Raw genomic sequence first — 22,898 nt, 5'->3', positions numbered from 1 at the left:
CCCGAGGCGCAGGAAATGCCACGATCATGCCACATTGAACCTCCCGCAACCCACGGAACCATCAGTGGTTCCTCCGGGTTTGTCACAGCCGGCTGGTTCAGGACGCGTTCATGTCGCTGTGCCAATATGGCGCCAAGCAGCCGAAAATCGGGCCCCTGCTGCACTGCAAATGATGCGTAACGCTCATATTTCCAACACCTGGGAAACCGGGACGCGCTATACGCAGGCGGGGAAACAGGCCTGAAGCGCGGAAGCGGGGTCGTTAGGGGACGCCGGGTCACTATCAGCCATGACATCGATAACTACTTCGGTCCTCGAGACGCCGACCCGTCGGTCCCTCGAGCGGACTTGTGACGATCTTGCCATGTTCGCGCTGGCCGCCGTTGCGGTCGTCGCCGGACTGACCTTCCGTGATTATGGCCTCGGCTGGGATGACTATACCCATGCCGAATACGCCGATCTGTTGCTGCGCATGTATGGTTCCGGGTTCAGGGACCAGGCGGCGCTGTCGTTCGCCAACCTCTATATGTACGGGGGCGGGTTCGACATGGTTGCAGCGCTGCTGCACAAGATTCTGCCGCTGGAGCTGTTCGAGACCCGCCGGCTTGTCGGCGCGATCGTGGGACTGATCGGACTTGGCGTGACCTGGCGCCTGGCGCGCCGCATCGGCGGCGCCGTGGCCGGCCTGGCAGCCCTGCTGCTGCTGGCGCTGTGCCCGATCTTCTACGGCCATATGTTCATGAACCCGAAGGATGCCCCCTTCGCGGTCGCCATGGTCGTGCTGCTGATGGGGCTGGTCCGTCTCGCCGACGAGTACCCCTACCCCTCGCCGCGCACCATCCTGATCCTCGGCCTCGGCGCCGGCTTCTCGATCGGGTCGCGCATCCTCGGCGGCATGGCGGTGGTCTACGCGCTGGTCGGCTTCATGCCGCTGTTCCTGGAGGAGTACCGCAAGCAGGGCGCGCGCGAGGCCGTCCGCCGCTTCGCCAACGTGCTCTACATGCTGATCCCCGGCCTGATCCTGGGCTACCTCATCATGGGCCTGATCTGGCCGTGGTCGATCATCGAGCCGGCCAATCCGTTCCGGGCGCTGACCTATTTCTCGCACTTCTTCGAGAAGCCGTGGAAGGAGATGTTCGACGGCGCGCTGGTCTCGGTGCCGGACATGCCCTGGTCGTATCTGCCGACCTTGTTTGCCCTGCAACTGCCCGAGCTGATGCTTGCGCTGTTCGTCGCCGGCGTGGTGGTCTCGCTGATGTCGCTGTCGCGGCCGGACATGCCGGCGCGCCAGAAGAGCATCCTGTTGATGCTGACGCTGGCGGCAACGCTGCCGATCCTGATCGCGATCGTCAAACGCCCGGCGCTCTACAACGGCATCCGCCACTTCGTGTTCGTGATCCCGCCGATGGCGCTGCTCGGCGGTGTCGCCTTCTCGTGGCTGTTGTCCTGGCTCAACAATGACGAGCGTCGCAGCTGGCAGCCGGTGGCGATCGCCGCCTTCTGCTTCGGCCTGCTGCTGCCGCTCGCCGAGATGATCCGGCTGCACCCCTATCAATACACCCACTTCAACTACATCGCCGGCACCGTCCGCGAGGCCGACACCCGCTACATGCTCGACTATTGGGGGCTGGCGTTGAAGCAGGCCTCGGACGGTCTCAAGGAGCAGCTCGACGAGCGCCAGGAGGTGCCGCCGATCGGGCACAAATGGAAGGTCGCGGTGTGTGGTCCGCAGCGTCCGGCCCAGGTCGCGCTCGGCCCCGACTTCACCATCGGCTGGGACAGCCATGCCGCCGACTTCGCGATGACGCTCGGCGAGTTCTACTGCAAGGGACTGACCGCGCCCGTGATGGTCGAGATCAAGCGCGACGACGTGGTGTTCGCCCGGGTCTACGACATCCGTGGCCGCAGCATCTCCAGCCTGCTGTCGATCCCCGCCCCCTGAGCGAGTTGCCCAGCCCATCGACATGACTGCCCTCCCGGCTGCGCGCCTTGCCGAGCCGGGAGAGGCCGCTTAGGCTCGGCGCAACCCTCGAGACCGGAGCATGCCATGTCGCCAGCCGAAGCGCGCCTGAAGGAAGTGCCGTCGAACATGACGGAAGCGGAGTGGTCGCAGCGGGTCAACCTCGCCGCCGCCTATCGCCTGGTGGCGATGTTCGGCTGGGACGACCTGGTCGACACCCACATCTCGGCCCGGGTGCCCGGTCCCGATCACCACTTCCTGATCAACCCCTACGGCCTGCTCTTCGAGGAGATCACGGCCTCGAGCCTGATCAAGGTCGACCTCCACGGCAACCAGCTCTCGGAGAGCGAGTACAGCATCAATCCCGCCGGCTTCACCATCCATTCGGCGATTCACGAGGTGCGCGAGGATGCCGGCTGCGTGATCCATCTGCACACGCTGGACGGCGTCGCGGTGTCGAGCTGCGCCGACGGCCTGCTGCCCGCCAACCAGATCGCGCAATACGTCACCCACGACCTCGCCTATCACGACTACGAAGGCGTGGCGCTGGACCATGACGAGCGGCCGCGGCTGCAGCGCGACCTCGGCACCCGGAACCACATGCTGCTGCGCAACCACGGCACGCTGACCGTCGGCCGCTCGGTCGCCTCGGCCTTCGAGCGCATGTATCACCTGGAGCGCGCCTGCTCGATCCAGGTCCGCACCCGCACGCTGGGACCGGCGGCCTACCCCGTGCGCGACGACGTGATCGACAAGAATGCAAAACTGTTCGAGAACGCGGACCGCGCCGAGCTCCGCTCCACCCAGCTGGTCTGGCCGCCGCTGTTGCGCCGGCTCGATCGCGTCAATCCGGGCTACCGGAATTGATTTTCATGGGCTGATCGGCTATCAACAACCCATCACCCTCTACGCTATCTGGAATGAAACGCCGTCCAATTCCGGGCGGCGTTTTTATTTGGTCCGTCAGCAGCAGGCCGTCCGGGCCGCCTGGCGTTCCGGCAGGTCGCGCAGCTGCTGCAGCTCCTCCGTCAGCCGGCGCTCGACGAAGCGCCGCTCGTGCTCGGCGAGGCGCGTCGCCAGCAGCTTGCGATAACGCCGTACATTGGCTTCGCGCGAAAATCGCAGACGAGCCGCTGGCCGCATCCGGGCCTCGCTGCCGAGCGGAGTGTCTGCCGCGGCCCCGTCCGCCTCGACGTCGACGCGGGGAACGACGCGCATCGCGGCGCCGCCGCGCGGCCGCGGCGGCTGATCCTCGCGATCGAGCTGACGCAGCGCGCCGAGAATGTCGGACAGGCGGAGCGGCCTGGCGATGCCGGGAATTTTGCGCAGGCCCGGCTGCGACTCCACCGCATACATGTCCGACGCCCAGGACGACAGGATCAGCCGTTTCTCGGCCCGGCACAGCTTGCCGTCGTTCAGCAGGTCGGCTGGAGAGTCGTAATGCGAGACCGGATGGAAGCCGGCGCTTCCCGCGGTGATCGAAACACGATGCTCGCTCATGGCGTGTCTCCTCCTACACTCCTTTCAACAGAGAGACTGGTGCTGCGCGGCGCAGGCGGCGTGGCGCCCGCGCCGCAGATCGGCCAGATCATGCCGCCTTCGACGGCGCGATCTGCTCCACCGGCGCGGTGCCGATGGCGATGCGGCGCGGCTTCATGGCCTCCGGGATCTCGCGCACCAGCTCGATCCGCAGCAGGCCGTTGTCGAACGCGGCGCTGGTGACCTGCACGTAGTCGGCGAGATTGAACTGCCGCTTGAACGGCCGCGACGAGATGCCCTGATAGAGATATTCGCGCGTCTCCTTGTCGGCCTTGCGGCCTTCCACCGTGAGCACGTTGTGCTCGGCCGTGATCGAGAGCTCATCCGGCGCGAAGCCGGCCAGCGCCAGCGAGATCTGATAGCGGTCGTCGCCGATCCGCTCGATGTTGCACGGGGGATAGTTGTCCTCGACGGCGCGCTGGGTCTCGTCGAGCAGGCTGAACAGCCGGTCGAAGCCGATGGTCGAACGCCACAGCGGGCTGAAATCATACGTCCTCATAGCCAAGTCCTCCTTGGAGCAAGATGGATACGAAGGAGCGCCGAGCCGATGCAGGACGACTTCTGAGAACCCGACGACCGGTCAGCGCCCAGAGCACAGCCGGGCCCTGACGGCACCCGGCGCCGCCGAAGCGGCGAGAAACGACTTAGATCGACGACGTCTGGGTTCAAGAGGTCCCGGACAATTTTTTTCCACAGCCCGGGTCCTTTCTCCAGGCGTCACGCCGCCACGGCGGACAGCCGTTGCAGCCGCATCGTGGCCTCGCGCAGCACGCTGACCAGCCGCTCGCGCTCTCGCGGATCGATATCGCCCCGCGACAGCACGGCCTGGCAATGCGCCACGACGCGCTGCTCGCTTTCGATGAGAAATCGCGTGAGCCGCCGCGGATCGGCGATCGGCATGACGGAGGCCGGGTTTGGCGGCGGATGATTGTACTGCCAGGCGGCCATGGTTGCCCCTGCAAACGCTGTCTGCGCTGCATCGAGACCGGGCGGCGCGACAGCGCCCCAACCGCACCTCCCGTCGACCGTCGGTCCATCCATGGGCCGGCCGCACTTCTTCGATTGTGGCCGGCTCTGGACGAATTGCGGTCGTAGCTCCGACTGATAGCTGGGCGTTGTGGCCGATCCACGGCCGGGAGCGGCTGCAACTGATTTTCTTTTGAAGCGCCGTGACGGGCCGGCTTGCACAGCCCGTCACGGCCACGGCGATCAGTAGTCCATCGCAGGCGCGGCTGCCGCGGTCTCCGCCTTCTTCGGCTTGTCGGCCACCAGCGCCTCGGTGGTGATCAGGAGCGAGGCAACCGAGGCCGCATCCTGCAGCGCGGTGCGGACCACCTTGGCAGGGTCGATCACGCCGGCCTGCACCAGGTCCTGGTACTCGCCGGTCGCGGCGTTGAAGCCCCAGCTGTAGGTGTCCTTCTCCAGGAGCTTGCCGACCACCAGCGAGCCGTCGTCGCCGGCGTTCTGCACGATCTGCCGCACCGGCACCTGGATCGCGCGCCGGATGATGTCGACGCCGGCCTTCTGGTCGGAGTTGGCGGTCTTGACGCCGTCGAGCACCTTGGTGGCGCGGAGCAGCGCGACGCCGCCGCCCGGCAGGATCCCCTCCTCGACCGCGGCACGGGTGGCGTGCAGCGCGTCATCGACGCGGTCCTTGCGCTCCTTGACCTCGACCTCGGTCGCGCCGCCGACGCGGATCACCGCGACGCCGCCGGCGAGCTTGGCCAGCCGCTCCTGCAGCTTCTCGCGGTCGTAGTCGGAGGTGGTCTCCTCGATCTGCAGCCTGATCTGCTGCGTGCGCGCCTCGATGTCCTTCTTCGCGCCGGCACCGTCGACGATGGTGGTGTTCTCCTTGTCGATCACGACCTTCTTGGCGCGGCCGAGCATCGACAGGGTGACGTTCTCCAGCTTGATGCCGAGATCCTCCGAGATCGTGGTGCCGCCAGTGAGGATGGCGATGTCCTCCAGCATCGCCTTGCGGCGATCGCCGAAGCCCGGCGCCTTGACGGCCGCGATCTTCAGCCCGCCGCGCAGCTTGTTGACGACCAGCGTCGCCAGCGCCTCGCCCTCGACGTCCTCGGCGACGATCAGCAGCGGCTTGCCGGACTGCACCACGGCCTCGAGCAGCGGCAACATGGTCTGCAGGCCCGACAGCTTCTTCTCATGGATCAGGATGTAGGGATCCTCGAGCTCGACGCGCATCTTCTCGGAGTTGGTGACGAAGTACGGCGACACATAGCCGCGGTCGAACTGCATGCCCTCGACGACTTCCAGCTCGGTGTCGAGGCTCTTGGCCTCCTCCACCGTGATCACGCCCTCATTGCCGACCTTCTGCATGGCCTCGGCGAGGAAGCGGCCGATCTCGTTGTCGCCATTGGCCGAGATGGTGCCGACCTGCGCGATCTCGTCATTGCTGGTGATCTTCTTGGCGTGCGCCTTGAGGTCTTTCACGATCGCGTCGACCGCGAGATCGATGCCGCGCTTGAGATCCATCGGGTTCATGCCGGCGGCGACGGACTTCGCGCCCTCCTTGACGATGGCCTGGGCGAGCACGGTGGCGGTGGTGGTGCCGTCGCCCGCGAGATCGGCGGTCTTCGAGGCCACTTCGCGCACCATCTGCGCGCCCATGTTCTCGAACTTGTCCTCCAGCTCGATCTCCTTGGCGACCGTCACGCCGTCCTTGGTGATGCGCGGCGCGCCGAACGATTTCTCGATCACGACGTTGCGGCCCTTGGGACCGAGCGTCACCTTGACGGCATTGGCGAGGATGTCGACGCCGCGCAGCATGCGGTCGCGCGCGTCGGTGGAAAACTTCACGTCCTTGGCAGCCATGTTCGTCGTCTCCTTTCCTTCGATGACTGTCAGTTGCTGGGGATCACGCGGCCTTCTTCGCCGCGACGGGCGTATCGATGATACCGAGCAGGTCGCTCTCCTTCATGATCAGGAGATCCTTGCCGTCGATCTTCACCTCGGTGCCCGACCACTTGCCGAACAGCACGCGGTCGCCGGGCTTGACGTCGAGCGGCACGAGTTGCCCCTGCTCATTCCGCGCGCCAGGACCCGCGGCGACGATCTCGCCCTCCTGCGGCTTCTCCTTGGCGGTGTCGGGAATGATGATGCCGCCCTTGGTCTTCTCCTCGGCATCGATGCGGCGCACGAGCACGCGGTCGTGCAATGGACGGAAATGCATGCACATCCTCCTCTACAGATCAGCGATGTCATAAGCCTCGGGTCCCATGAGGCCCCCGGGCGAGCAACGACCTAGGAAAGTCGAACTTTTCGTTCAAGAGGGTCACGAAAAATTTTTGGCACTCGGAGCGAACGATTGCCAGGACGGCCCTTGACCGGGGCAGCCGTCCTGACCAGCTCTACGAGCGCCAAAATCCGTCCCCCCTTCCGTCGAGGAAAAAACGATGCAGCTTCTGCGTTGTGTCCGGCCTTTGGTCCTGCTGCCGGCGATCCTGCTCTCCCTCCTGTCTGCCCCTGCCCTCGCCCAGATCCCGGATCTCAAGCTCGGCCGCGTCCCCACCTTGGCGCCGCTGGTCAAGGAGGTGACCCCCGCCGTCGTCAACATCTCGGTCGAGGGCAAGGTCCGGCAGGACAATCCGCTGTATCAGGACCCGCTGTTCCGCGACTTCTTCGATGTGCCCAAGCAGGTCGAGAAGCAGATCAGCGCCACCGGCTCCGGCGTCATCGTCGACGCAGCGCGCGGATATGTGATGACGGCCAACCACGTCGTCGAGCACGTCACGAGCGCGCAGATCCGCACCAAGGACGGCCGCAAGTTCTCCGCGCGCCTGGTCGGCCGCGATCCCGCCACCGATATCGCGCTGCTGCAGATCAAGGACCCGACCGAGCTGAAGGCGATCGCGCTCGGCGACAGCGACGCATTGGAGGTCGGCGACTTCGTCATCGCGGTCGGCAATCCGTTCGGACTCGGGCAGACCGTCACCTCCGGCCTCGTCAGCGCGCTCGGCCGCACCGGGCTCGGCAAGCAGGGCTATGAGGATTTCATCCAGACCGATGCGGCGATCAATCCCGGCAATTCCGGCGGCGCGCTGATCAACCTGCGCGGCGAGCTGGTCGGCATCAACACCGCGATCATCTCGCCCGGCGGCGGCAATGTCGGCATCGGCTTCGCCGTGCCGATCAACATGGCGCGCCGGGTGATGGAGCAGCTGGTCGCCAACGGCCGCGTCGATCGCGGCCGCATCGGCGTCACCCTGCTCGATCTCGACTCGCAAGCCGATGGCCGGGTGATCGGCGCGCGCGTCGCCGATGTCGCGGTGGGCTCGCCGGCGGAGCGCGCGGGCCTGCGCAAGGGCGACGTCATCGTGAAGGCCAACGACATGCCGGTGCGCAGCGCCACGCAGGTGCGCAACCTCATCGGCCTGACCCCGGTCGGCCAGCGCGTCCGCCTCGTGTTCGAGCGCGACCGCGCGCTCGGCAATGCGACGGTCGAAGTCGCTCCGATTGCGGAGGAGCGCGCGCGGGTGCGGACGTCCGGTTGACGCAGGCTCGATCTTCAGCCGGAACGACGCCCGTTCAGGTCGAATTTTACCTTCCATCAAGCATGCAGCGAGACGCCGATACCTCCCTAAAGACCTGTTAAGTGCCGTGCCGCTTATTGCAACCCCGCGGAGGTATTGAAATGCGGGGTGACGGTCTGGCTTTCAGTCTGCCACGCTGGCGCGTGACGCGCTGGCTGGCCGACCCGGGATATCCGGTCTCACCGGACATCCGCCTCGCGCTGATCGGCGAGCTCTACGGGTGCTGGTCGGTCTTCGCGGGCGGCGCCATCAACACCGTCGCCGTCGCGGCCGCGCTGGCGCTGCGCACGCCGACCACGCTCTTCATCGGCTGGTTCGTGATGGAGGTCGTGATCTGCCTGTCGCGGCTGGTCGTGATGATCATCTCCTACCGCCGCGCACGCCGGCAACTCACGACGCCGACGGATGTCCACATCCTGCTGTCGGTCGCCTGGAGCGCCAGCGTTGGCTTCGGCGTCGGCATCAGCCTGGGATCCGGCGACTGGATCGCGGCGTCACTGACCTGCATCTCCTCGGCCGCGATGGTCGGCGGCATCTGCTTCCGCAATTTCAGCGCGCCGCGCCTCGTCGGCACGATGATCCTGTGCAGCATCGGTCCGGTTGTTCCCGGCGTCGCATTGTCGCGCGAGCCGCTTCTGTTCGCGATGTACCTGCAGATGCCGGTGTACTTCCTGGCGATGACCGGCGCCGCCTTCCGGCTGAACAAGATGCTGGTCGCCGTGATGCAGGCCAAGCGCGAGAGCGACGAGCAGGCGCGGCGCGATCCGCTGACGGGCTTGAAGAACCGCGCCGGCCTGATCGATGCGCTGCAGAGCCGGCTCGACGGCAAGGTGTCGGGACAGCGCGGCTTTGCCGTGCTCTATCTCGATCTCGACGGCTTCAAGCCGGTCAACGACACCTTCGGCCATGCCGCGGGTGACGAGTTGCTCACCATCGTCGGCAGGACGCTGCGGGAGATCGTCTCGCCGGCCGATGTCGTCGCGCGGCTCGGCGGCGACGAGTTCGTCGTCGTCGTCAGCGAGCCCGCCATTGATCATGCACTGGCGCTCGGCGATCGCATCATCGAACTGATGACCGCGCCCATCGCCCTGCCGGGCGGCGCGCGCGTCAACATCGGCATGAGCATCGGCATCGCCGCCGCTCCAGAGCACGGCACCGATCCGGAATCGCTTTTGTTTGCAGCGGATGCGGCGCTGTACGAAGCGAAGTCGAGCGGCAAATCATGCTGGCGGCTGGCCTCCGCCGAAGCCAATCTCGCAGCGCTGCGCAAGATCGCCGGCGGCGATCTCGCCGCGCGGTCGGTTGCCAGCGCGGCGTGAGCCATCGGCGCGACATCCGTTGCCTCTCTCCGCCGTCATTCCGGGGCAATAGCGCGCAGCGCGAGTGAGCCCGGAATCCATAAACACAAGCGGGTGTGGGACGCGAGCTCCCACGATGCTTGTGCCTCACACTGCCATTCGTGGATATGGATTCCGGGCTCGCGCTTCGCGCGCCCCGGAATGACGAGAAGCGACCTACTCGCCTACCGTGACGTCCTCGCCTACCGCGCGCGGAAACGTAGCCCGGATGAGTGAAGCGACATCCCGGGTCTCACGCGCCGCGTGCGATGAACCCGCATGTCGCTCCGCTCATGCGGGCTATAAAGTCTACCGCGGCATCTCGGCGAGTGCGGCCAAAATGCGGGCCCAGGAGCGGATGCCCTTGTGGTAGCTCTTGAGGTCGTACTTCTCGTTCGGCGAATGGATATTGTCGTCGTCGAGGCCGAAGCCGACCAAGAGCGAATCGAGGCCGAGCGTCTTCTTGAAGTCGGTGACGATCGGGATCGAGGCGCCCGAGCCCATCAGCACGGTCTCCTTGCCCCACTCCTCCGTCAGCGCCTGCTTGGCGGCGGCGAGCGGCTTCATGGTCCAGTCGAGCGCGATCGCGGCGCCCGCCGAATGATCGCCGAACTCCACCGAGCAGTCGCCGGGAATCCGCGCCGAGACGTAGTCGCGGAACGCCTTGCGAATCCTCAGCGGGTCCTGGCCCTCGACAAGACGGAAGGAGACCTTGGCATGGGCCAGCGACGGGATCACCGTCTTGGAGCCCTCGCCGATATAGCCGCCCCAGATGCCGTTGATGTCGCAGGTCGGCCGCGAGGAGATCTGCTCGATCAGCAAACGATCCTTCTCGCCGGCCGGGATCGACAGGCCGATCGGCTTCAGGAACGTGTCCGGCGTGAGGTTCAGCTTCTTCCACTGCTCCAGCACCTCCGGCGGCACATCCTTCACGCCGTCATAGAAGCCGGGAATGGTGATGCGGCCATCCGCATCGAACAGTCCGCCGAGCACCTCGGTGAGCACCCGGATCGGATTGCGCGCGCCACCGCCGAACACGCCCGAATGCAGGTCGCGGTTGGCGGCCTTGATCTTGATCTCCTCATAGAGAAGACCCCGCAGCGAGGTCGTGATCGCCGGCGTGTTCGGGTCCCACATGCCGGTGTCGCAGACCAGCGCGAAGTCGGCCTTGAACTCGTCCTTGTTGGCTTCGAGGAACGGCACGAAGTTCTTGGAGCCGACCTCCTCCTCGCCTTCGATCAGCACGGTGATGTCGAGCGGCAGCGAGCCCGCCACCTTCTTCCAGGCGCGGCACGCCTCGACGAAGGTCATCAACTGACCCTTGTCGTCCTCGGCGCCGCGCGCGACGATGATCTTGCGGCCGTCGGCATGGTCGGTGACCACGGGCTCGAACGGCGGACGGTGCCAAAGCTCGAGCGGGTCGACCGGCTGCACATCATAATGGCCATAGAACAGCACATGCGGCTTGGCCGCGCCGTGACCGTTGCTTTTTGCCACCACGGCCGGATGGCCGGCCGTCGGACGCACCTCGGTGGCGAAGCCGAGCGTTGCGAGATCCTTGGCGAGATGATCGGCAGCTGCCTTGCAATCCCCGGCGAAGGCCGGATCGGCCGAGATCGACTTGATGCGGATCAGCTGGAACAGCCGGTCCAGGCTGCTGTCGAAATCGGCATCGATGTGGTCGAGAACGGATTGAAGCTGCGCATTGGCCATGGCCACCGGATCCTTCGCATCTGACAGGTCGGCTCGCTTGTAGCCTCGTTAGGCCGCCCGGACCAGCGTGATGCCGCGGGCATCACGCTGGCGAAGGCAGCATGGCTCAGCGCCGCAGCAATCCGCCGAGCGCGCCGCGCACCAGGGAACGGCCGATCGAGCCGCCGAGCGAGCCGCCGACCTGCTTGCCGAGATCGGCCGCGATGCCGCCGACGACCTTGTCCGTGACCTGGCGGGCCACGTTGCGCGCGATCACCTGCGTCGTCGACAGCTGGCCGCGTTTGACGTTGGTGCCGAAGATCGTCGCGGCGATGTCGCCGATCTTGCCCAGCACGCTGCCGGAGCCCGGCTCCCCGGTTGCCGTCCCGGCGATCCGCTTCTGCAGAATCTCATAGGCGGACTCCGCGTCGATCTCGGTATCATACTTCCCCTTGACCGGGCTCGCCGCGATGATCGCCTTGCGCTCCTCCGGCGTGACCGGCCCGATCCGCGCCGACGGCGGCCGGATCAGCACGCGCTCGACCATCGCCGGCGTGCCGTTGCCTTCCAGGAACGACACCAGCGCCTCGCCCTTCCCGAGTTCCGTGATCACCTTGGCGGTGTCGAGCTTGGGATTGGGGCGGAAGGTGTCGGCAGCGGCGGCGACAGCCTTCTGGTCGCGCGGCGTGAACGCGCGGAGCGCGTGCTGCACGCGATTGCCCAATTGTCCGAGCACGCGATCGGGAACGTCGAGCGGGTTCTGCGTGACGAAGTAGACGCCGACGCCCTTGGAGCGGATCAGGCGCACCACCTGCTCGATCTTGTCCATCAGCGCCTTCGGCGCGTCGTTGAACAACAGATGCGCCTCGTCGAAGAAGAACACCAGCTTCGGCTTGGCGACGTCGCCGACCTCCGGCAGCTCCTCGAACAATTCCGACAGCATCCACAGCAGGAACGTCGCGTAGAGCCGCGGGTTCTGCAGCAGTCTGTCGGCGACGAGGATGTTGATCATGCCGCGGCCGTCGCGGTCGGTCTTCATGAAGTCCTGCAGCGACAGCGCCGGCTCGCCGAAGAATTTCGTGCCGCCCTGGTTCTCGAGCACGAGCAGCTGGCGCTGGATGGTGCCGACGGTCGCGCGCGTGACGTTGCCGAACGACTGCGCGGCCTTGCGGATCGGCGCCAGCGGATCGGCGTCCGCGTCGGCGCCCTTCTTGGTGTCCGGAATGATGGCATCGAGCAGCGCGCGCAGATCCTTCATGTCGATCAGCGCAAGGCCGTTCTCGTCGGCAACGCGGAACGCGACGTTGAGCACGCCCTCCTGGACGTCGTTCAAGTCGAGCATCCGCGCCAGCAGCAGCGGTCCCATCTCGGTGACCGTCGCGCGCACCGGATGGCCCTGCTCGCCGAACACATCCCAAAATACCGTCGAGAACTGATCGGGCTGATAGGTGAGGCCAAGCTCGCTCGCACGCTTGACGATGAAATCCTTTGCTTCACCGGTCTGCGAGATGCCCGACAGATCGCCCTTGATGTCGGACGCGAAGACCGGAACACCGGCGCGCGCAAAACCTTCGGCCATCACCTGCAGCGACACGGTCTTGCCGGTGCCGGTCGCGCCCGTCACGAGTCCATGACGGTTGGCAAGTGCTAGTGTCAGCCACGCCGGCTGCTCGCCGGCACCTACGAGAATCTTGTCGTCGGTATCAGCCAGTGATTTTCCGGATGGTGCCATGGTGATCCGTCTTTCGAGAATGTTGTTTCGCAGCGCAGGTGGCGCTGAACGTCGACGCGGCTAACATACTTTAGTTTCGCATGCCGGAACCAGCGTCAGGGTGCCTCACCTGTCGGCTCGAGCGCGCTCTTGATACCATCGGTGTGCGCGAGACGGAGGCTTTGTCCGCCGATTCAACATCGGGTCTTGCATCGCTGCAACAGTTGAACGTCGATCGCGAATCGATTCGCGCGCCGGACCTGCTCGTCGCTTGTAATTCACAAATCGTCCGATCAAGATGAATATAGCGAGGACGTCTGGTCTTGGGGGACTGGACGACGACGGGGTTCACATGAACGAGCTGATTGAGCCGCTGGCTAGAATGGCCGGCATCGATAGAGCCGTGGCTGAGACGTCCAGCCGTCTCCTTCCCGAGGTCCTCTGCAACCAAGAGCCTGAACGTCGGTTTGCCGACCTGCCCGGCGCGGACAATGATTGGCGGGCCTTGAACGTTCCGATCCCCGCCGCGACCAAATCGGAACGGACACGACGCGGTTAGGCACGCGGGGCCTGAACCATTTCGACTGAAGCACCTTCGCGCGCCGAGTATCATGACATATCCGATCACCGAACTCGAAGGCATGACGGCCTTCTACGCCGCCAAGCTGAAAGCCCTGGGCATTCGCACCACCGATTCATTCCTCGAAGCCGCCCGTACCGTGAAGGGGCGCAAGGCGCTCGCCGCCAAGACCGGGATCAGCGAGCAGCAGCTGCTCGATTGGGCCAACGTCGCCGATTACATGCGCATTCCCGGCATGGGCAAGGCCAAGGTTGGCCTGGTCCGCGCGGCCGGTGTGACCACCGTGCGCGAGCTGGCGCACCGCAATCCGGCCAAGCTGGCGCAGAATATGAAGGAAGTGAACACGCGGCGGCAGCTGGTGCGCATTCTTCCGTCGGAGAGGTCGGTCGGCCAGTTGATCGAGAAGGCGCGCCGGCTGGAGCCGAAAATCAGCTATTGATCCGGCCATCAGCGGATGCGCGCGGCTTGTGCAGCGCGATGTCTTGACTCGCCGGTGGCAACCGCGCAAAGCGGCGGCCATGAGCGCAACTTTGCCGCACTCCGCCTTGGACCTCGCCGCGCGCCACCCGCTGCTGCGGCCGTGGCTGGCGCGTCCGTATCCGGCGGTCATGGGCATCCTGAACGTCACGCCGGATTCGTTCTCCGACGGCGGCCGCTTCAACGCGCCGGAACGCGCGCTCGATCAGGCGAAGGCGATGATCGCGGCCGGCGCCGACATCATCGACATCGGCGCCGAGTCGACGCGTCCCTACAAGGGGGCGGAGCCGGTCACGGCGGATGAAGAGCTGGCGCGGCTCGAACCCGTGCTGCCCGCGATCGTCGCGCTCGGCGTGCCTGTATCGATCGACAGCATGAAATCTGAGGTTGTCGATTACGCGCTCGAACAAGGCGCCGTGATCGCCAACGATGTCTGGGGCCTGCAGCGCGATCCGGCGATGGCCGATGTGGTTGCCGCCCATCGCGCGCCCGTGGTGGTGATGCACAACCGGGCCGCAGTCGATCCGGAGATCGACATCATCGACGACATGCTCCGCTTCTTCACGCGTTCGCTCGACATCGCCGCCAAGGCTGGCATTCCCGGCGGACACATCGTGCTCGATCCCGGCATCGGCTTCGGCAAGACCGCCGAGCAGAGCATGCGGGCGCTGGCGCGGCTCGATGCGTTCGCGCGCTTCGGCCTGCCGCTCCTGGTCGGCGCCTCGCGCAAGCGCTTCATCAGCTCGGTCGTGACCTCGGAGCCGCAGCAGCGGCTCGGCGGCTCGATCGCGGCACATCTGATCGCGGCGCAGCGGGGTGCGGCGATCATCCGGGCACATGACGTCGCCGAGACCGTCCAGGCCGTGCGCGTGGCCGCAAGCATCGAGGCACAGGGATGACCGATACGATTTTCATCAAAGGCGTGCTCATTCATGCGCGTCACGGCGTGATGGAGCATGAGAGCGAGGTCGGCCAGCGCTTCGTGATCGACCTCGAACTGTACACCGACCTCTCGGACTCCTCGCGCAGCGACCGCCTTGCCGACACCGTCTCCTATTCCGACGTGGTGGAGACCGCGACCGCCGCGTTCAAGGACACCAACTACCGCCTGCTCGAACGCGCCGCCGGCGCGGTGGCGGATTCGATCCTGTCGACCTTCGCCCGCATCCGCGCCGTGAAGGTGACGGTGCACAAGCCGCATGCGCCGATCGCCGCGATCTTCGAGGATGTCGGCGTGGTGCTCACGCGCTCGCGGCATCCGTGACCGCGATGGCCAGCGCGCTGATCGCCCTCGGCGGCAATGTCGGCGACGTCCGGGCCACCTTCAGGCAGGCCATCGCGGAGATCTGCCGTCGCGCCGACGCCGCGCTGGTGGCCCGTTCGTCCGACTACATCACGCCGCCCTGGGGAGAGGTGCAGCAGCCTGCCTTCGTCAACGCCTGCATCGCGGTAGAGACGGCGGTCGCGCCGCATCCGCTGCTCGCCATCCTGCATGACGTCGAGCGCCTGTTCGGCCGCGACCGCGCGCGCGAGACCCGCTGGGGTCCGCGCACGCTCGATCTCGACCTCATCGCCTATGATGATGTGACGCTCGACACGCCCGATCTCACCTTGCCGCATCCCCGGCTGTTCGAGCGCGGCTTCGTGCTGGTGCCGCTCGCCGAGATCGTGCCCGAGCGCCGGATTGCCGGCCGCCGTGTGGATGAGGCCCTGGGGGCTGTTTCACGTGACGGAATCCGGCCGCTGCCCTCCGCCGAATAGCTGACATCTCCGGCGAAACAACCGTTTGGCTTGGCGGTCGCGACGTGGCATTTTGCGCCACAATAATCGCCATAACAGACGCTTCCGGGAGACACGGGCCGCATGACCACCGACACCGAACAGCTGCGATTGGCCGCCGATTTCGCGCCGGCCAGCGAGGCGGACTGGCGCAAGCTGGTCGATGGCGTGTTGAAGGGCGCGGCGTTCGAGAAGCTGGTCGGCAAGACCTATGACGGCCTGAAGATCCAGCCGATCTATCCCCGCGCCAAGGACGCCGCGCCGGTTGCCGGCCGCGCGCCGGCGGCAGCGTGGCAGATCATGCAGCGCGTCGACCATCCCGATCCGGCCAAGGCCAACGTGCAGGCGCTGCTCGACCTCGAGAATGGCGCGACCGGGCTGACGCTGGTGTTCGCCGGTGCCAATGCCGCGCATGGCTTCGGCCTCGCCGCCACCGCGGACGCGCTGGCGCGCACGCTCGATGGCGTGCATCTCGACGCTGCGATTGCGATCGAATTGCAGGCCAGCGACACCTCTGCCGCCGCACTGCTCTCGGACCACGTCAAACAGCGCGGCTTCAAGCCGGACGCCTGCGACATCCGCTTCGGCCTCGATCCAATCGGCGATGCAGCGAGCCGCGGCGCGAGCGCGCATGATGCAACGACGCTGGCCGGAAGTGCGGTGGATCTGGTGAAGCAGCTGCACGGCGCCGGCTTCAAGGGTCCGTTCCTGGCCGCGGATGGCCGCGTGGTGCACGATGCCGGCGGTTCGGAGGCGCAGGAGCTCGCCTTCGTGCTGGCCTCCGGCGTCGCCTATCTGCGCGCGCTCGAAGGGGGCGGCATCGCATTGGAGACCGCACGCGGCCTGATCTTCGCGCGGCTCGCCGCCGATACCGATCAGTTCCTGACGCTGGCGAAATTCCGCAGCCTGCGCCGGCTGTGGGCGCGCGTTGAACAGGCCTGCGGCCTGCAGCCGAAGCCGCTCGTCATCTCCGGCGAGACCGCGTGGCGCATGCTCACCCGGCGCGATCCCTATGTGAACATGTTGCGCGCCACCATCGCGGCGTTCGCGGCCGGCCTCGGCGGCGCCAACGCGATCACCGTGCTGCCGCACACCGCAGCGCTCGGCCTGCCCGATGCGTTCGCGCGCCGCGTCGCCCGCAACACGCAGCTGGTGCTGCTCGAGGAGAGCAATCTCGCCCGCGTCGCCGATCCCGCGGCCGGCGCCGGCGGCATCGAGGCGCTGACGAGCGAGCTGAGCAGCACTGCCTGGGCGCTGTTCCAGGAGATCGAGAAGGCCGGCGGGATCGTCTCCGCGCTGCAGGCCGGCCTGGTCCAGAGCAAGGTCGCCGCGGTGAAGCAGGCGCGCGACGCCAACATCGCCAGGCGGCGCGACGTGCTGACCGGCGCCAGCGAATTCCCGAATCTCAATGAGGCCGAGGTCGCTGTCGAAGCGGTGGCGCCGCTGGCTGCGCCGTCCGCGCCGAAGGCCGCGCTGAGCTTCGCGCCGCTCGCGCCGATCCGTCTCGCGGACGCGTTCGAGAAGCTGCGCGACCGCTCGGACGCTCTGCTGAAGAGCAAGGGCCGGCGCCCCCAGGTCTTCCTCGCCAATCTCGGCACCGCCGCCGACTACACCGCGCGCGCCACCTTCGCCCGCAGCTTCTTCGAGGCCGGCGGCATCGCGGCGGTCGACGGCCAGGGCGGCGCCGATCCGGCCGCGCTCGCCGCGGCCTACCGCGCCTCCGGCGCCGCGATCGCCTGCCTCTGCTCCTCCGACAAGGTCTATGCCGACACCGCGGTTCCCGCCGCCCGGGCCCTGCAGGCGGCCGGCGCGCGACATATCTATCTGGCAGGCCGCGGCGGCGAGCAGGAGGCAGCCTTGCGCGAGGCGGGGATCGGCAGCTTCGTGTTCGCCGGCGGCGACGCGCTGACAACGCTCGAAGACGCCTATACGCATCTGGAGTGAGCATGACCGAGGCGAGCAAACCCGTCCTCACCGGCGGCTGCCAATGCGGCGCGATCCGCTACGCGCTGATGGCCGCGCCGTCGCGCGTCAGCATCTGCCATTGCCGGATGTGTCAGAAGGCTTCCGGCGCGCCGTTCGCGTCGCTCGCCGACATCAACCACGAAAGCTTCGCCTGGACCCGCGGCACGCCGGGAACGTTCCGCTCCTCCTCGATCGCGAACCGCTACTTCTGCGCCGCCTGCGGCACGCCGCTCGGCTTCGGCGCCATCGACGGGCCGCGCATCGAGATCATGACCGGGACCTTCGACCGGCCCGACCGCGTCGTGCCGACGCGGCAGTTCGGCTCGGAATCCCGGCTCGGCTGGGTTGTGGCGATCGCCAATCTGCCGAGCCAGACCACGCAGCAGAATTACGGACCGGACAAGATGGCGCGCATCGTCAGCCATCAGCACCCGGATCATGATTGAGCGACGAGGACACGAGGCCATGAGCCGCATTCCGAATTTCGCAGACATCGCCTTCGAAGCTGCGGCAACGCCCGCGCCCGCCGGCGCCGCCGAGCCGTGGCTGACGCCGGAGGGCATCCCGGTAAAATCAGCTTATGGCGAGGCCGATCTCGCCGGCATCGATTTCCTGGAGACGTGGCCGGGCACCGCGCCCTATCTGCGCGGCCCCTACCCGACCATGTATGTCAACCAGCCCTGGACCGTGCGGCAATACGCCGGCTTCTCGACGGCCGAGGATTCCAACGCCTTCTACCGGCGCAACCTCGCGGCCGGCCAGAAGGGCCTGTCGGTCGCGTTCGATCTCGCCACCCATCGCGGCTATGATTCCGATCATCCGCGCGTCGGCGGCGATGTCGGCATGGCCGGCGTCGCGATCGACTCGATCTACGACATGCGCACCCTGTTCGCCGGCATCCCGCTCGACCAGATGAGCGTGTCGATGACCATGAACGGCGCGGTGCTGCCGATCCTGGCGCTGTTCGTCGTCGCCGCGGAAGAGCAAGGCGTGCCGCCGGAGAAGCTGTCGGGCACCATTCAGAACGACATTCTGAAAGAGTTCATGGTGCGCAACACCTACATCTATCCGCCGTCGCCCTCGATGCGGATCATCTCCGACATCTTCGCCTTCACCTCGCAGAAGATGCCGAAGTTCAATTCCATTTCGATCTCCGGCTACCACATGCAGGAGGCCGGCGCGACGCAGGACCTCGAGCTCGCCTACACCTTGGCCGACGGCGTCGAGTACTTGCGCGCCGGCATCGCGGCGGGCCTCGATGTCGACCGCTTCGCGCCACGGCTGTCCTTCTTCTGGGCGATCGGCATGAACTTCTTCATGGAGGTCGCCAAGCTGCGCGCGGCGCGGCTCTTGTGGGCGAAGCTGCTGAAGCCGTTCAACCCGAAAGACCCGCGCTCGCTGTCCTTGCGCACACACAGCCAGACCTCCGGCTGGTCGCTCACCGCGCAGGATGTCTACAACAACGTGGTGCGCACCGCGGTCGAGGCGATGGCGGCGACGCAGGGCCATACGCAGTCGCTGCACACCAACGCGCTCGACGAGGCGCTGGCGCTGCCGACCGACTTCTCCGCGCGCATCGCCCGCAACACGCAGCTGTTCCTGCAGCAGGAGAGCGGCACCACCCGCATCATCGATCCCTGGGGCGGCTCCTACTATGTCGAGCGCCTCACCCGCGATCTCGCCGCCAAGGCCTGGGGCCACATCCAGGAGATCGAGGAGCTCGGCGGCATGGCCAAGGCGATCGAGGCCGGCGTGCCCAAGCTGCGCATCGAGGAAGCCTCGGCCAAGACCCAGGCGCGCATCGACACCGGCCGGCAATCGGTGATCGGCGTCAACAAGTACAAGCCGACCGACGAGCCGCCGCTCGACGTGCTCAAGGTCGACAATTCCACCGTGCGCCGGCTGCAGATCGACAAGCTGACGCGGCTGAAGTCCGAGCGCAAGCAGGCCGAGGTCGATGCCGCGCTGGCCGCGCTGACGCGCTCGGCCGGCGACGGCAACGGCAACCTGCTGGCGCTGGCAATCGAGGCGGCGCGGGCGAAGGCTACCGTCGGCGAGATCTCCGACGCATTGGAGAAGGTGTTCGGCCGCCACCGCGCCGAGATCAAGTCCATCACCGGCGTCTACAAGCGGGAGGTCGCCTCGATGTCCGGCAAGACCGAGAAGCTGCAGGCGCTGATCGAGGCGTTCGAGGAGGCCGAAGGCCGCCGGCCGCGCATCCTCGTCGCCAAGATCGGCCAGGACGGCCATGACCGCGGCCAGAAGGTGATCGCGTCGGCCTTCGCCGACATCGGCTTCGACGTCGACATCGGCCCCCTGTTCGCCACCGCCGACGAGGCCGCGCGCCAGGCGGTCGAGAACGACGTCCACATCCTCGGCGTCTCCTCGCTCGCGGCTGCGCATCTCACCGCGGTGCCGGAGCTGAAGGCTGCACTCAAGAAACAGGGCCGCGAGGACATCATGATCATCGTCGGCGGCGTGGTGCCGCCGCAGGATTACGACGCGCTGTACAAGTCCGGCGCCGAGGCGATCTTCCCGCCGGGCACCGTGATCGCCGACGCCGCCGAGGAGCTGATCCACAAGCTCAATGCGCGGTTGGGCCATAGCCAGGCGGCGGAGTAGCCCGCCGCTCATTCGACCACAGCTGCCCGGCGCGCGGTCTTTCGATCGCGCGCCGATTCGCATGCGGTGATGAACCTGCGCGGTCCCAAGTGATACGCATCTCCCACACACTGGATTTCAATTGCCATGAGCCTTTACTCACTCCGCATCGCCGCTCTGCTCGGCCTGCTCACTGTTGCGCCCGCCCTCGCCGCCGAGCCCAAGCCGGACGCGAGCATCATCAACAAGGTCATCGAGGCCAACGTCACCCTCGATCCGCAGATCAAGGCCGACGCGCCCCTCGCCGCCTACTGCCTCGCCGACGGCAAGACGTGGATCGACAAGAACGCTGCCGATGCCGCCAAGGAGCGCAAGGAGGATCCGCAGGCCTTCCGCGACGGCAAATGGTCGTTCGAGCGCAAATATTCCGTCCGCTCCGTCGTCGCCGACCGCTATGTCAGCATCCTCAGGGACGACTACATGAACACCGGCGGCGCGCATCCCAACAGCGACGTCAACACCATCCTGTGGGACAAGAGCGCCGCCAAGCCGATCAGCATCCGCCCGTTCTTCACCGAGACCGCCGACAATGGCCCGGCGATGAAGGCGATGCTGGCGGCGGTGATCACCTCGCTGAAGGCCGAGAAGAAGAAGCGCGATGCGACGGAGACCGCGACCGCCGAATGGTTCAAGGAGCTGCAGCCGAAGCTCTTGAAGATCGGCGCCGTGACGCTCGCGCCGTCGACCACGGCCGGCAAGAGCTCCGGCCTGACGTTCCATTATCCGCCCTACGCGGTCGGCCCCTATGCTGAAGGCCAGTACGTCGCGTTCGTGCCCTGGGAGACGCTGAAGCCGTATCTCAGCGCAGAGAGCCAGGCGATCTTCGGCGGCGCTCGGCCGAAAGGTGACGCCGAGGACAACTAGATCACAATAACCCGAGCATGTGCGACTCCCACCGTCATTCCGGGTTCAAGGCCTCCGGCCCTGCCCCGGAATGACGTGTTTATCTCAAGTCGGATGAGCTGGCCGCGTCGGCAGCTTCGGCTATAAGAGGGCATGTCCTCGCCTTCACCCTCGGTGAACGTCACCTCATTGGCCGATACCATCCGCAGCGGCAGCCGCGCCGCGCTGGCGCGTGCGATCACCCTGGTCGAGAGCCGGCGCGGCGATCACCAGGCCGCCGCGCGCGAGCTGGTGCAGGCGCTGCTGCCGCAGACCGGACAGGCGATCCGGGTCGGCATCACCGGCTCGCCAGGGGTCGGCAAGTCGACCACGATCGACGCGCTCGGCATGTACCTGATCGCGCAAGGCCAGAAGGTCGCGGTGCTCGCGGTCGATCCCTCCTCGGCCCGCACCGGGGGTTCCATCCTCGGCGACAAGACGCGGATGGCGCGGCTGTCGCACCACGAGCACGCCTTCATCCGTCCCTCGCCCTCCTCCGGCACGCTCGGCGGCGTCGCCGCCAAGACGCGCGAGGCGATGCTGCTGTGCGAGGCCGCGGGCTTCGACGTCGTGCTGGTCGAGACCGTCGGCATCGGCCAGTCCGAGACCGCGGTCTGCGACATGACCGACTTCTTCCTTGCCCTGATGCTGCCCGGCGGCGGCGACGAGCTGCAGGGCATCAAGAAGGGCTTGGTCGAGCTCGCCGACATGATCGCGATCAACAAGGCCGACGGCGACAACGTCAAGCGAGCCAACATCACCGCCGCCGACTATCGCGGCGCGCTGCACCTTCTGGCACCGCGCTCCGAGCACTGGCATCCGCCGGTCGTGACCTACTCGGCGATGGCCGGCTCGGGGATCGCCGAGCTGTGGCAGAAGGTGCTCGACCATCGCAAGGCGATGATCGCCTCCGGCGAGTTCGCCGCGCGCCGCCGGGATCAGCAGGTGAAATGGATGTGGACCATGCTGGAGCAGCGGCTGATGGCGCGGCTGCGCACCGATCCCGCCATTCGCAGCAAGGTGAAGAAGCTCGAGACGGACGTCGCCGAGGGTCGCGTCGCGCCGGCACTGGCCGCCGAACAGCTGGTGGAGCTGCTGGCTTGAGCGAGCGGCTGCGCATTCTCATCACCGGGTTCGGCCCGTTCCCCGGCGCCCCGATCAACCCGACCATGCCGCTGGTGAAGCGGTTGTCCGAGTTGCGGCGGCCAGCACTCGACGACGTCGAGATCAGCAGCCACATCTTTCACGTCACCTATGCCACGGTCGATCGCGAGCTGCCCGCGCTGATCGCCGACCGCCGCCCGCATGCGCTGCTGATGTTCGGCCTCGCGGCACGAACCTCCTTCCTTCGTATCGAGACCCGCGCCCGCAACGCCGTCACCACCACCTTTCCAGATGCCGACCGCCACGTCGCCCGCAAGGGCGTGATCGTGCCGGGTGCTCACGCGATGCCGTTCGGCCCGCACATGGCGCGCCTGCTGCGCGCCGCGCGCGCCACCGGCATCGACGCCCGCGCCTCGCGCGACGCCGGCAGCTACCTCTGCAACTATCTGAGCTGGCGCGCCATCGAGGCGACGCAGGCCGAAGGCGGCCCGCGGCTCGCCGCGTTCATCCATATCCCCCCGCTGCCGCGCGCCGGGATCATGCTGCCCCATGGCAGCTCACGTATCACGCTGGACCCGCTGGTCGATGCCGGGGAAGCGATGCTGATGGAGCTGGTGAAGCTGGCGCGCCAAGAGGATTAGTCGGCCCCCTCGCACGCATG

General features: G+C 66.8%; 21 protein-coding genes. 14 read left to right on the top strand and 7 right to left on the bottom strand.

Going from position 1 to position 22,898, the window contains the following annotated elements; genetic code table 11:
* The first annotated feature begins 289 nt into the window (after positions 1–289).
* Entirely contained in the window at positions 290–1,942 is a 1,653-nt protein-coding gene (locus tag BRAS3809_RS09130) for a glycosyltransferase family 39 protein (protein WP_035655825.1), read from the top strand.
* A gap of 105 nt (positions 1,943–2,047) precedes the next feature.
* Entirely contained in the window at positions 2,048–2,827 is a 780-nt protein-coding gene (locus BRAS3809_RS09125) for a class II aldolase/adducin family protein (RefSeq protein WP_008961800.1), read from the top strand.
* A gap of 96 nt (positions 2,828–2,923) precedes the next feature.
* Here BRAS3809_RS09125 and BRAS3809_RS09120 read toward each other — a convergent pair whose 3' ends face one another.
* From BRAS3809_RS09120 to groES, 5 genes are all read right to left on the bottom strand, one after another.
* Positions 2,924–3,460, bottom strand: coding sequence for a hypothetical protein (locus tag BRAS3809_RS09120; protein ID WP_008961799.1), 537 nt, complete (start codon positions 3,458–3,460; stop codon positions 2,924–2,926).
* A gap of 88 nt (positions 3,461–3,548) precedes the next feature.
* Positions 3,549–3,998: an Hsp20 family protein gene (locus tag BRAS3809_RS09115; protein ID WP_008961798.1), complete on the bottom strand. Its 450-nt coding sequence runs from the start codon at positions 3,996–3,998 to the stop codon at positions 3,549–3,551.
* 218 nt (positions 3,999–4,216) lie between these two features.
* Complete coding sequence (locus tag BRAS3809_RS09110) at positions 4,217–4,447, bottom strand: hypothetical protein (RefSeq protein ID WP_008961797.1); 231 nt, start codon at positions 4,445–4,447, stop codon at positions 4,217–4,219.
* A 261-nt stretch (positions 4,448–4,708) separates the two neighbouring features.
* Positions 4,709–6,331 (bottom strand): chaperonin GroEL, encoded by a 1,623-nt coding sequence (groL, locus tag BRAS3809_RS09105; protein WP_008961796.1) that lies wholly within the window; start codon positions 6,329–6,331, stop codon positions 4,709–4,711.
* Positions 6,332–6,374: 43 nt separating this feature from the next.
* Complete coding sequence (gene groES, locus BRAS3809_RS09100; RefSeq protein WP_008961795.1) at positions 6,375–6,689, bottom strand: co-chaperone GroES; 315 nt, start codon at positions 6,687–6,689, stop codon at positions 6,375–6,377.
* A gap of 223 nt (positions 6,690–6,912) precedes the next feature.
* Between groES and BRAS3809_RS09095 the strand changes: the two genes are divergently transcribed.
* On the top strand, positions 6,913–8,010 hold the full coding sequence (locus BRAS3809_RS09095; RefSeq protein WP_008961794.1) for a trypsin-like peptidase domain-containing protein: 1,098 nt from the start codon (positions 6,913–6,915) through the stop codon (positions 8,008–8,010).
* A gap of 140 nt (positions 8,011–8,150) precedes the next feature.
* Positions 8,151–9,368: a GGDEF domain-containing protein gene (locus BRAS3809_RS09090; RefSeq protein ID WP_008961793.1), complete on the top strand. Its 1,218-nt coding sequence runs from the start codon at positions 8,151–8,153 to the stop codon at positions 9,366–9,368.
* A gap of 327 nt (positions 9,369–9,695) precedes the next feature.
* Here the strand turns inward: BRAS3809_RS09090 and BRAS3809_RS09085 are convergent, their stop codons facing one another.
* The gene (locus tag BRAS3809_RS09085; RefSeq protein ID WP_008961792.1) at positions 9,696–11,099 is read right to left on the bottom strand and encodes a M20/M25/M40 family metallo-hydrolase; all 1,404 of its coding nucleotides are present in this window, start codon (positions 11,097–11,099) and stop codon (positions 9,696–9,698) included.
* Positions 11,100–11,205: 106 nt separating this feature from the next.
* Entirely contained in the window at positions 11,206–12,810 is a 1,605-nt protein-coding gene (locus BRAS3809_RS09080; protein WP_008961791.1) for a helicase HerA-like domain-containing protein, read from the bottom strand.
* 590 nt (positions 12,811–13,400) lie between these two features.
* Here BRAS3809_RS09080 and BRAS3809_RS09070 point away from each other — a divergent pair.
* From BRAS3809_RS09070 to BRAS3809_RS09025, 10 genes are all read left to right on the top strand, one after another.
* Entirely contained in the window at positions 13,401–13,808 is a 408-nt protein-coding gene (locus BRAS3809_RS09070) for a DUF4332 domain-containing protein (RefSeq protein ID WP_008961788.1), read from the top strand.
* A 79-nt stretch (positions 13,809–13,887) separates the two neighbouring features.
* Positions 13,888–14,745, top strand: a complete 858-nt coding sequence (gene folP, locus BRAS3809_RS09065; RefSeq protein ID WP_008961787.1) for a dihydropteroate synthase — start codon at positions 13,888–13,890, stop codon at positions 14,743–14,745.
* Entirely contained in the window at positions 14,742–15,110 is a 369-nt protein-coding gene (folB, locus tag BRAS3809_RS09060; RefSeq protein ID WP_008961786.1) for a dihydroneopterin aldolase, read from the top strand. Before folP ends, folB begins: the two co-directional genes overlap by 4 nt.
* A gap of 5 nt (positions 15,111–15,115) precedes the next feature.
* Positions 15,116–15,607, top strand: coding sequence for a 2-amino-4-hydroxy-6-hydroxymethyldihydropteridine diphosphokinase (gene folK, locus BRAS3809_RS09055; RefSeq protein WP_008961785.1), 492 nt, complete (start codon positions 15,116–15,118; stop codon positions 15,605–15,607).
* A 102-nt stretch (positions 15,608–15,709) separates the two neighbouring features.
* Entirely contained in the window at positions 15,710–17,569 is a 1,860-nt protein-coding gene (locus tag BRAS3809_RS09050) for a methylmalonyl-CoA mutase subunit beta (RefSeq protein WP_008961784.1), read from the top strand.
* Between the two features lie 2 nt (positions 17,570–17,571).
* On the top strand, positions 17,572–18,036 hold the full coding sequence (locus BRAS3809_RS09045) for a GFA family protein (RefSeq protein WP_008961783.1): 465 nt from the start codon (positions 17,572–17,574) through the stop codon (positions 18,034–18,036).
* Positions 18,037–18,055: 19 nt separating this feature from the next.
* Entirely contained in the window at positions 18,056–20,212 is a 2,157-nt protein-coding gene (gene scpA / locus BRAS3809_RS09040; RefSeq protein WP_008961782.1) for a methylmalonyl-CoA mutase, read from the top strand.
* Positions 20,213–20,338: 126 nt separating this feature from the next.
* Positions 20,339–21,115 carry a DUF3298 and DUF4163 domain-containing protein gene (locus tag BRAS3809_RS09035; protein ID WP_008961781.1) on the top strand — a complete coding sequence of 259 codons (777 nt, stop codon included), beginning with the start codon at positions 20,339–20,341 and terminating at the stop codon, positions 21,113–21,115.
* Positions 21,116–21,247: 132 nt separating this feature from the next.
* Complete coding sequence (gene meaB / locus BRAS3809_RS09030) at positions 21,248–22,237, top strand: methylmalonyl Co-A mutase-associated GTPase MeaB (RefSeq protein ID WP_035655822.1); 990 nt, start codon at positions 21,248–21,250, stop codon at positions 22,235–22,237.
* A complete protein-coding gene (locus BRAS3809_RS09025) occupies positions 22,234–22,878 on the top strand; it encodes a pyroglutamyl-peptidase I (RefSeq protein ID WP_008961779.1) in 645 nt (214 codons plus the stop codon). Before meaB ends, BRAS3809_RS09025 begins: the two co-directional genes overlap by 4 nt.
* The last annotated feature ends 20 nt before the right edge of the window (positions 22,879–22,898 follow it).

The sequence above is a fragment of the Bradyrhizobium sp. STM 3809 genome, from assembly GCF_000239795.1.
In the GTDB taxonomy this organism is placed as follows: domain Bacteria; phylum Pseudomonadota; class Alphaproteobacteria; order Rhizobiales; family Xanthobacteraceae; genus Bradyrhizobium.
The sequence above is the reverse complement of the archived record's forward strand: the minus strand, read 5'-3'. Positions and strand labels throughout refer to the sequence as shown.

Coding starts and splice junctions, on each gene's coding strand:
- BRAS3809_RS09130 (WP_035655825.1), top strand. CDS start 290: ATGACATCGATAACTACTTCGGTCCTCGAGACGCCGACCCGTCGGTCC.
- BRAS3809_RS09125 (WP_008961800.1), top strand. CDS start 2,048: ATGTCGCCAGCCGAAGCGCGCCTGAAGGAAGTGCCGTCGAACATGACG.
- BRAS3809_RS09120 (WP_008961799.1), bottom strand. CDS start 3,460: ATGAGCGAGCATCGTGTTTCGATCACCGCGGGAAGCGCCGGCTTCCAT.
- BRAS3809_RS09115 (WP_008961798.1), bottom strand. CDS start 3,998: ATGAGGACGTATGATTTCAGCCCGCTGTGGCGTTCGACCATCGGCTTC.
- BRAS3809_RS09110 (WP_008961797.1), bottom strand. CDS start 4,447: ATGGCCGCCTGGCAGTACAATCATCCGCCGCCAAACCCGGCCTCCGTC.
- groL (WP_008961796.1), bottom strand. CDS start 6,331: ATGGCTGCCAAGGACGTGAAGTTTTCCACCGACGCGCGCGACCGCATG.
- groES (WP_008961795.1), bottom strand. CDS start 6,689: ATGCATTTCCGTCCATTGCACGACCGCGTGCTCGTGCGCCGCATCGAT.
- BRAS3809_RS09095 (WP_008961794.1), top strand. CDS start 6,913: ATGCAGCTTCTGCGTTGTGTCCGGCCTTTGGTCCTGCTGCCGGCGATC.
- BRAS3809_RS09090 (WP_008961793.1), top strand. CDS start 8,151: ATGCGGGGTGACGGTCTGGCTTTCAGTCTGCCACGCTGGCGCGTGACG.
- BRAS3809_RS09085 (WP_008961792.1), bottom strand. CDS start 11,099: ATGGCCAATGCGCAGCTTCAATCCGTTCTCGACCACATCGATGCCGAT.
- BRAS3809_RS09080 (WP_008961791.1), bottom strand. CDS start 12,810: ATGGCACCATCCGGAAAATCACTGGCTGATACCGACGACAAGATTCTC.
- BRAS3809_RS09070 (WP_008961788.1), top strand. CDS start 13,401: ATGACATATCCGATCACCGAACTCGAAGGCATGACGGCCTTCTACGCC.
- folP (WP_008961787.1), top strand. CDS start 13,888: ATGAGCGCAACTTTGCCGCACTCCGCCTTGGACCTCGCCGCGCGCCAC.
- folB (WP_008961786.1), top strand. CDS start 14,742: ATGACCGATACGATTTTCATCAAAGGCGTGCTCATTCATGCGCGTCAC.
- folK (WP_008961785.1), top strand. CDS start 15,116: ATGGCCAGCGCGCTGATCGCCCTCGGCGGCAATGTCGGCGACGTCCGG.
- BRAS3809_RS09050 (WP_008961784.1), top strand. CDS start 15,710: ATGACCACCGACACCGAACAGCTGCGATTGGCCGCCGATTTCGCGCCG.
- BRAS3809_RS09045 (WP_008961783.1), top strand. CDS start 17,572: ATGACCGAGGCGAGCAAACCCGTCCTCACCGGCGGCTGCCAATGCGGC.
- scpA (WP_008961782.1), top strand. CDS start 18,056: ATGAGCCGCATTCCGAATTTCGCAGACATCGCCTTCGAAGCTGCGGCA.
- BRAS3809_RS09035 (WP_008961781.1), top strand. CDS start 20,339: ATGAGCCTTTACTCACTCCGCATCGCCGCTCTGCTCGGCCTGCTCACT.
- meaB (WP_035655822.1), top strand. CDS start 21,248: ATGTCCTCGCCTTCACCCTCGGTGAACGTCACCTCATTGGCCGATACC.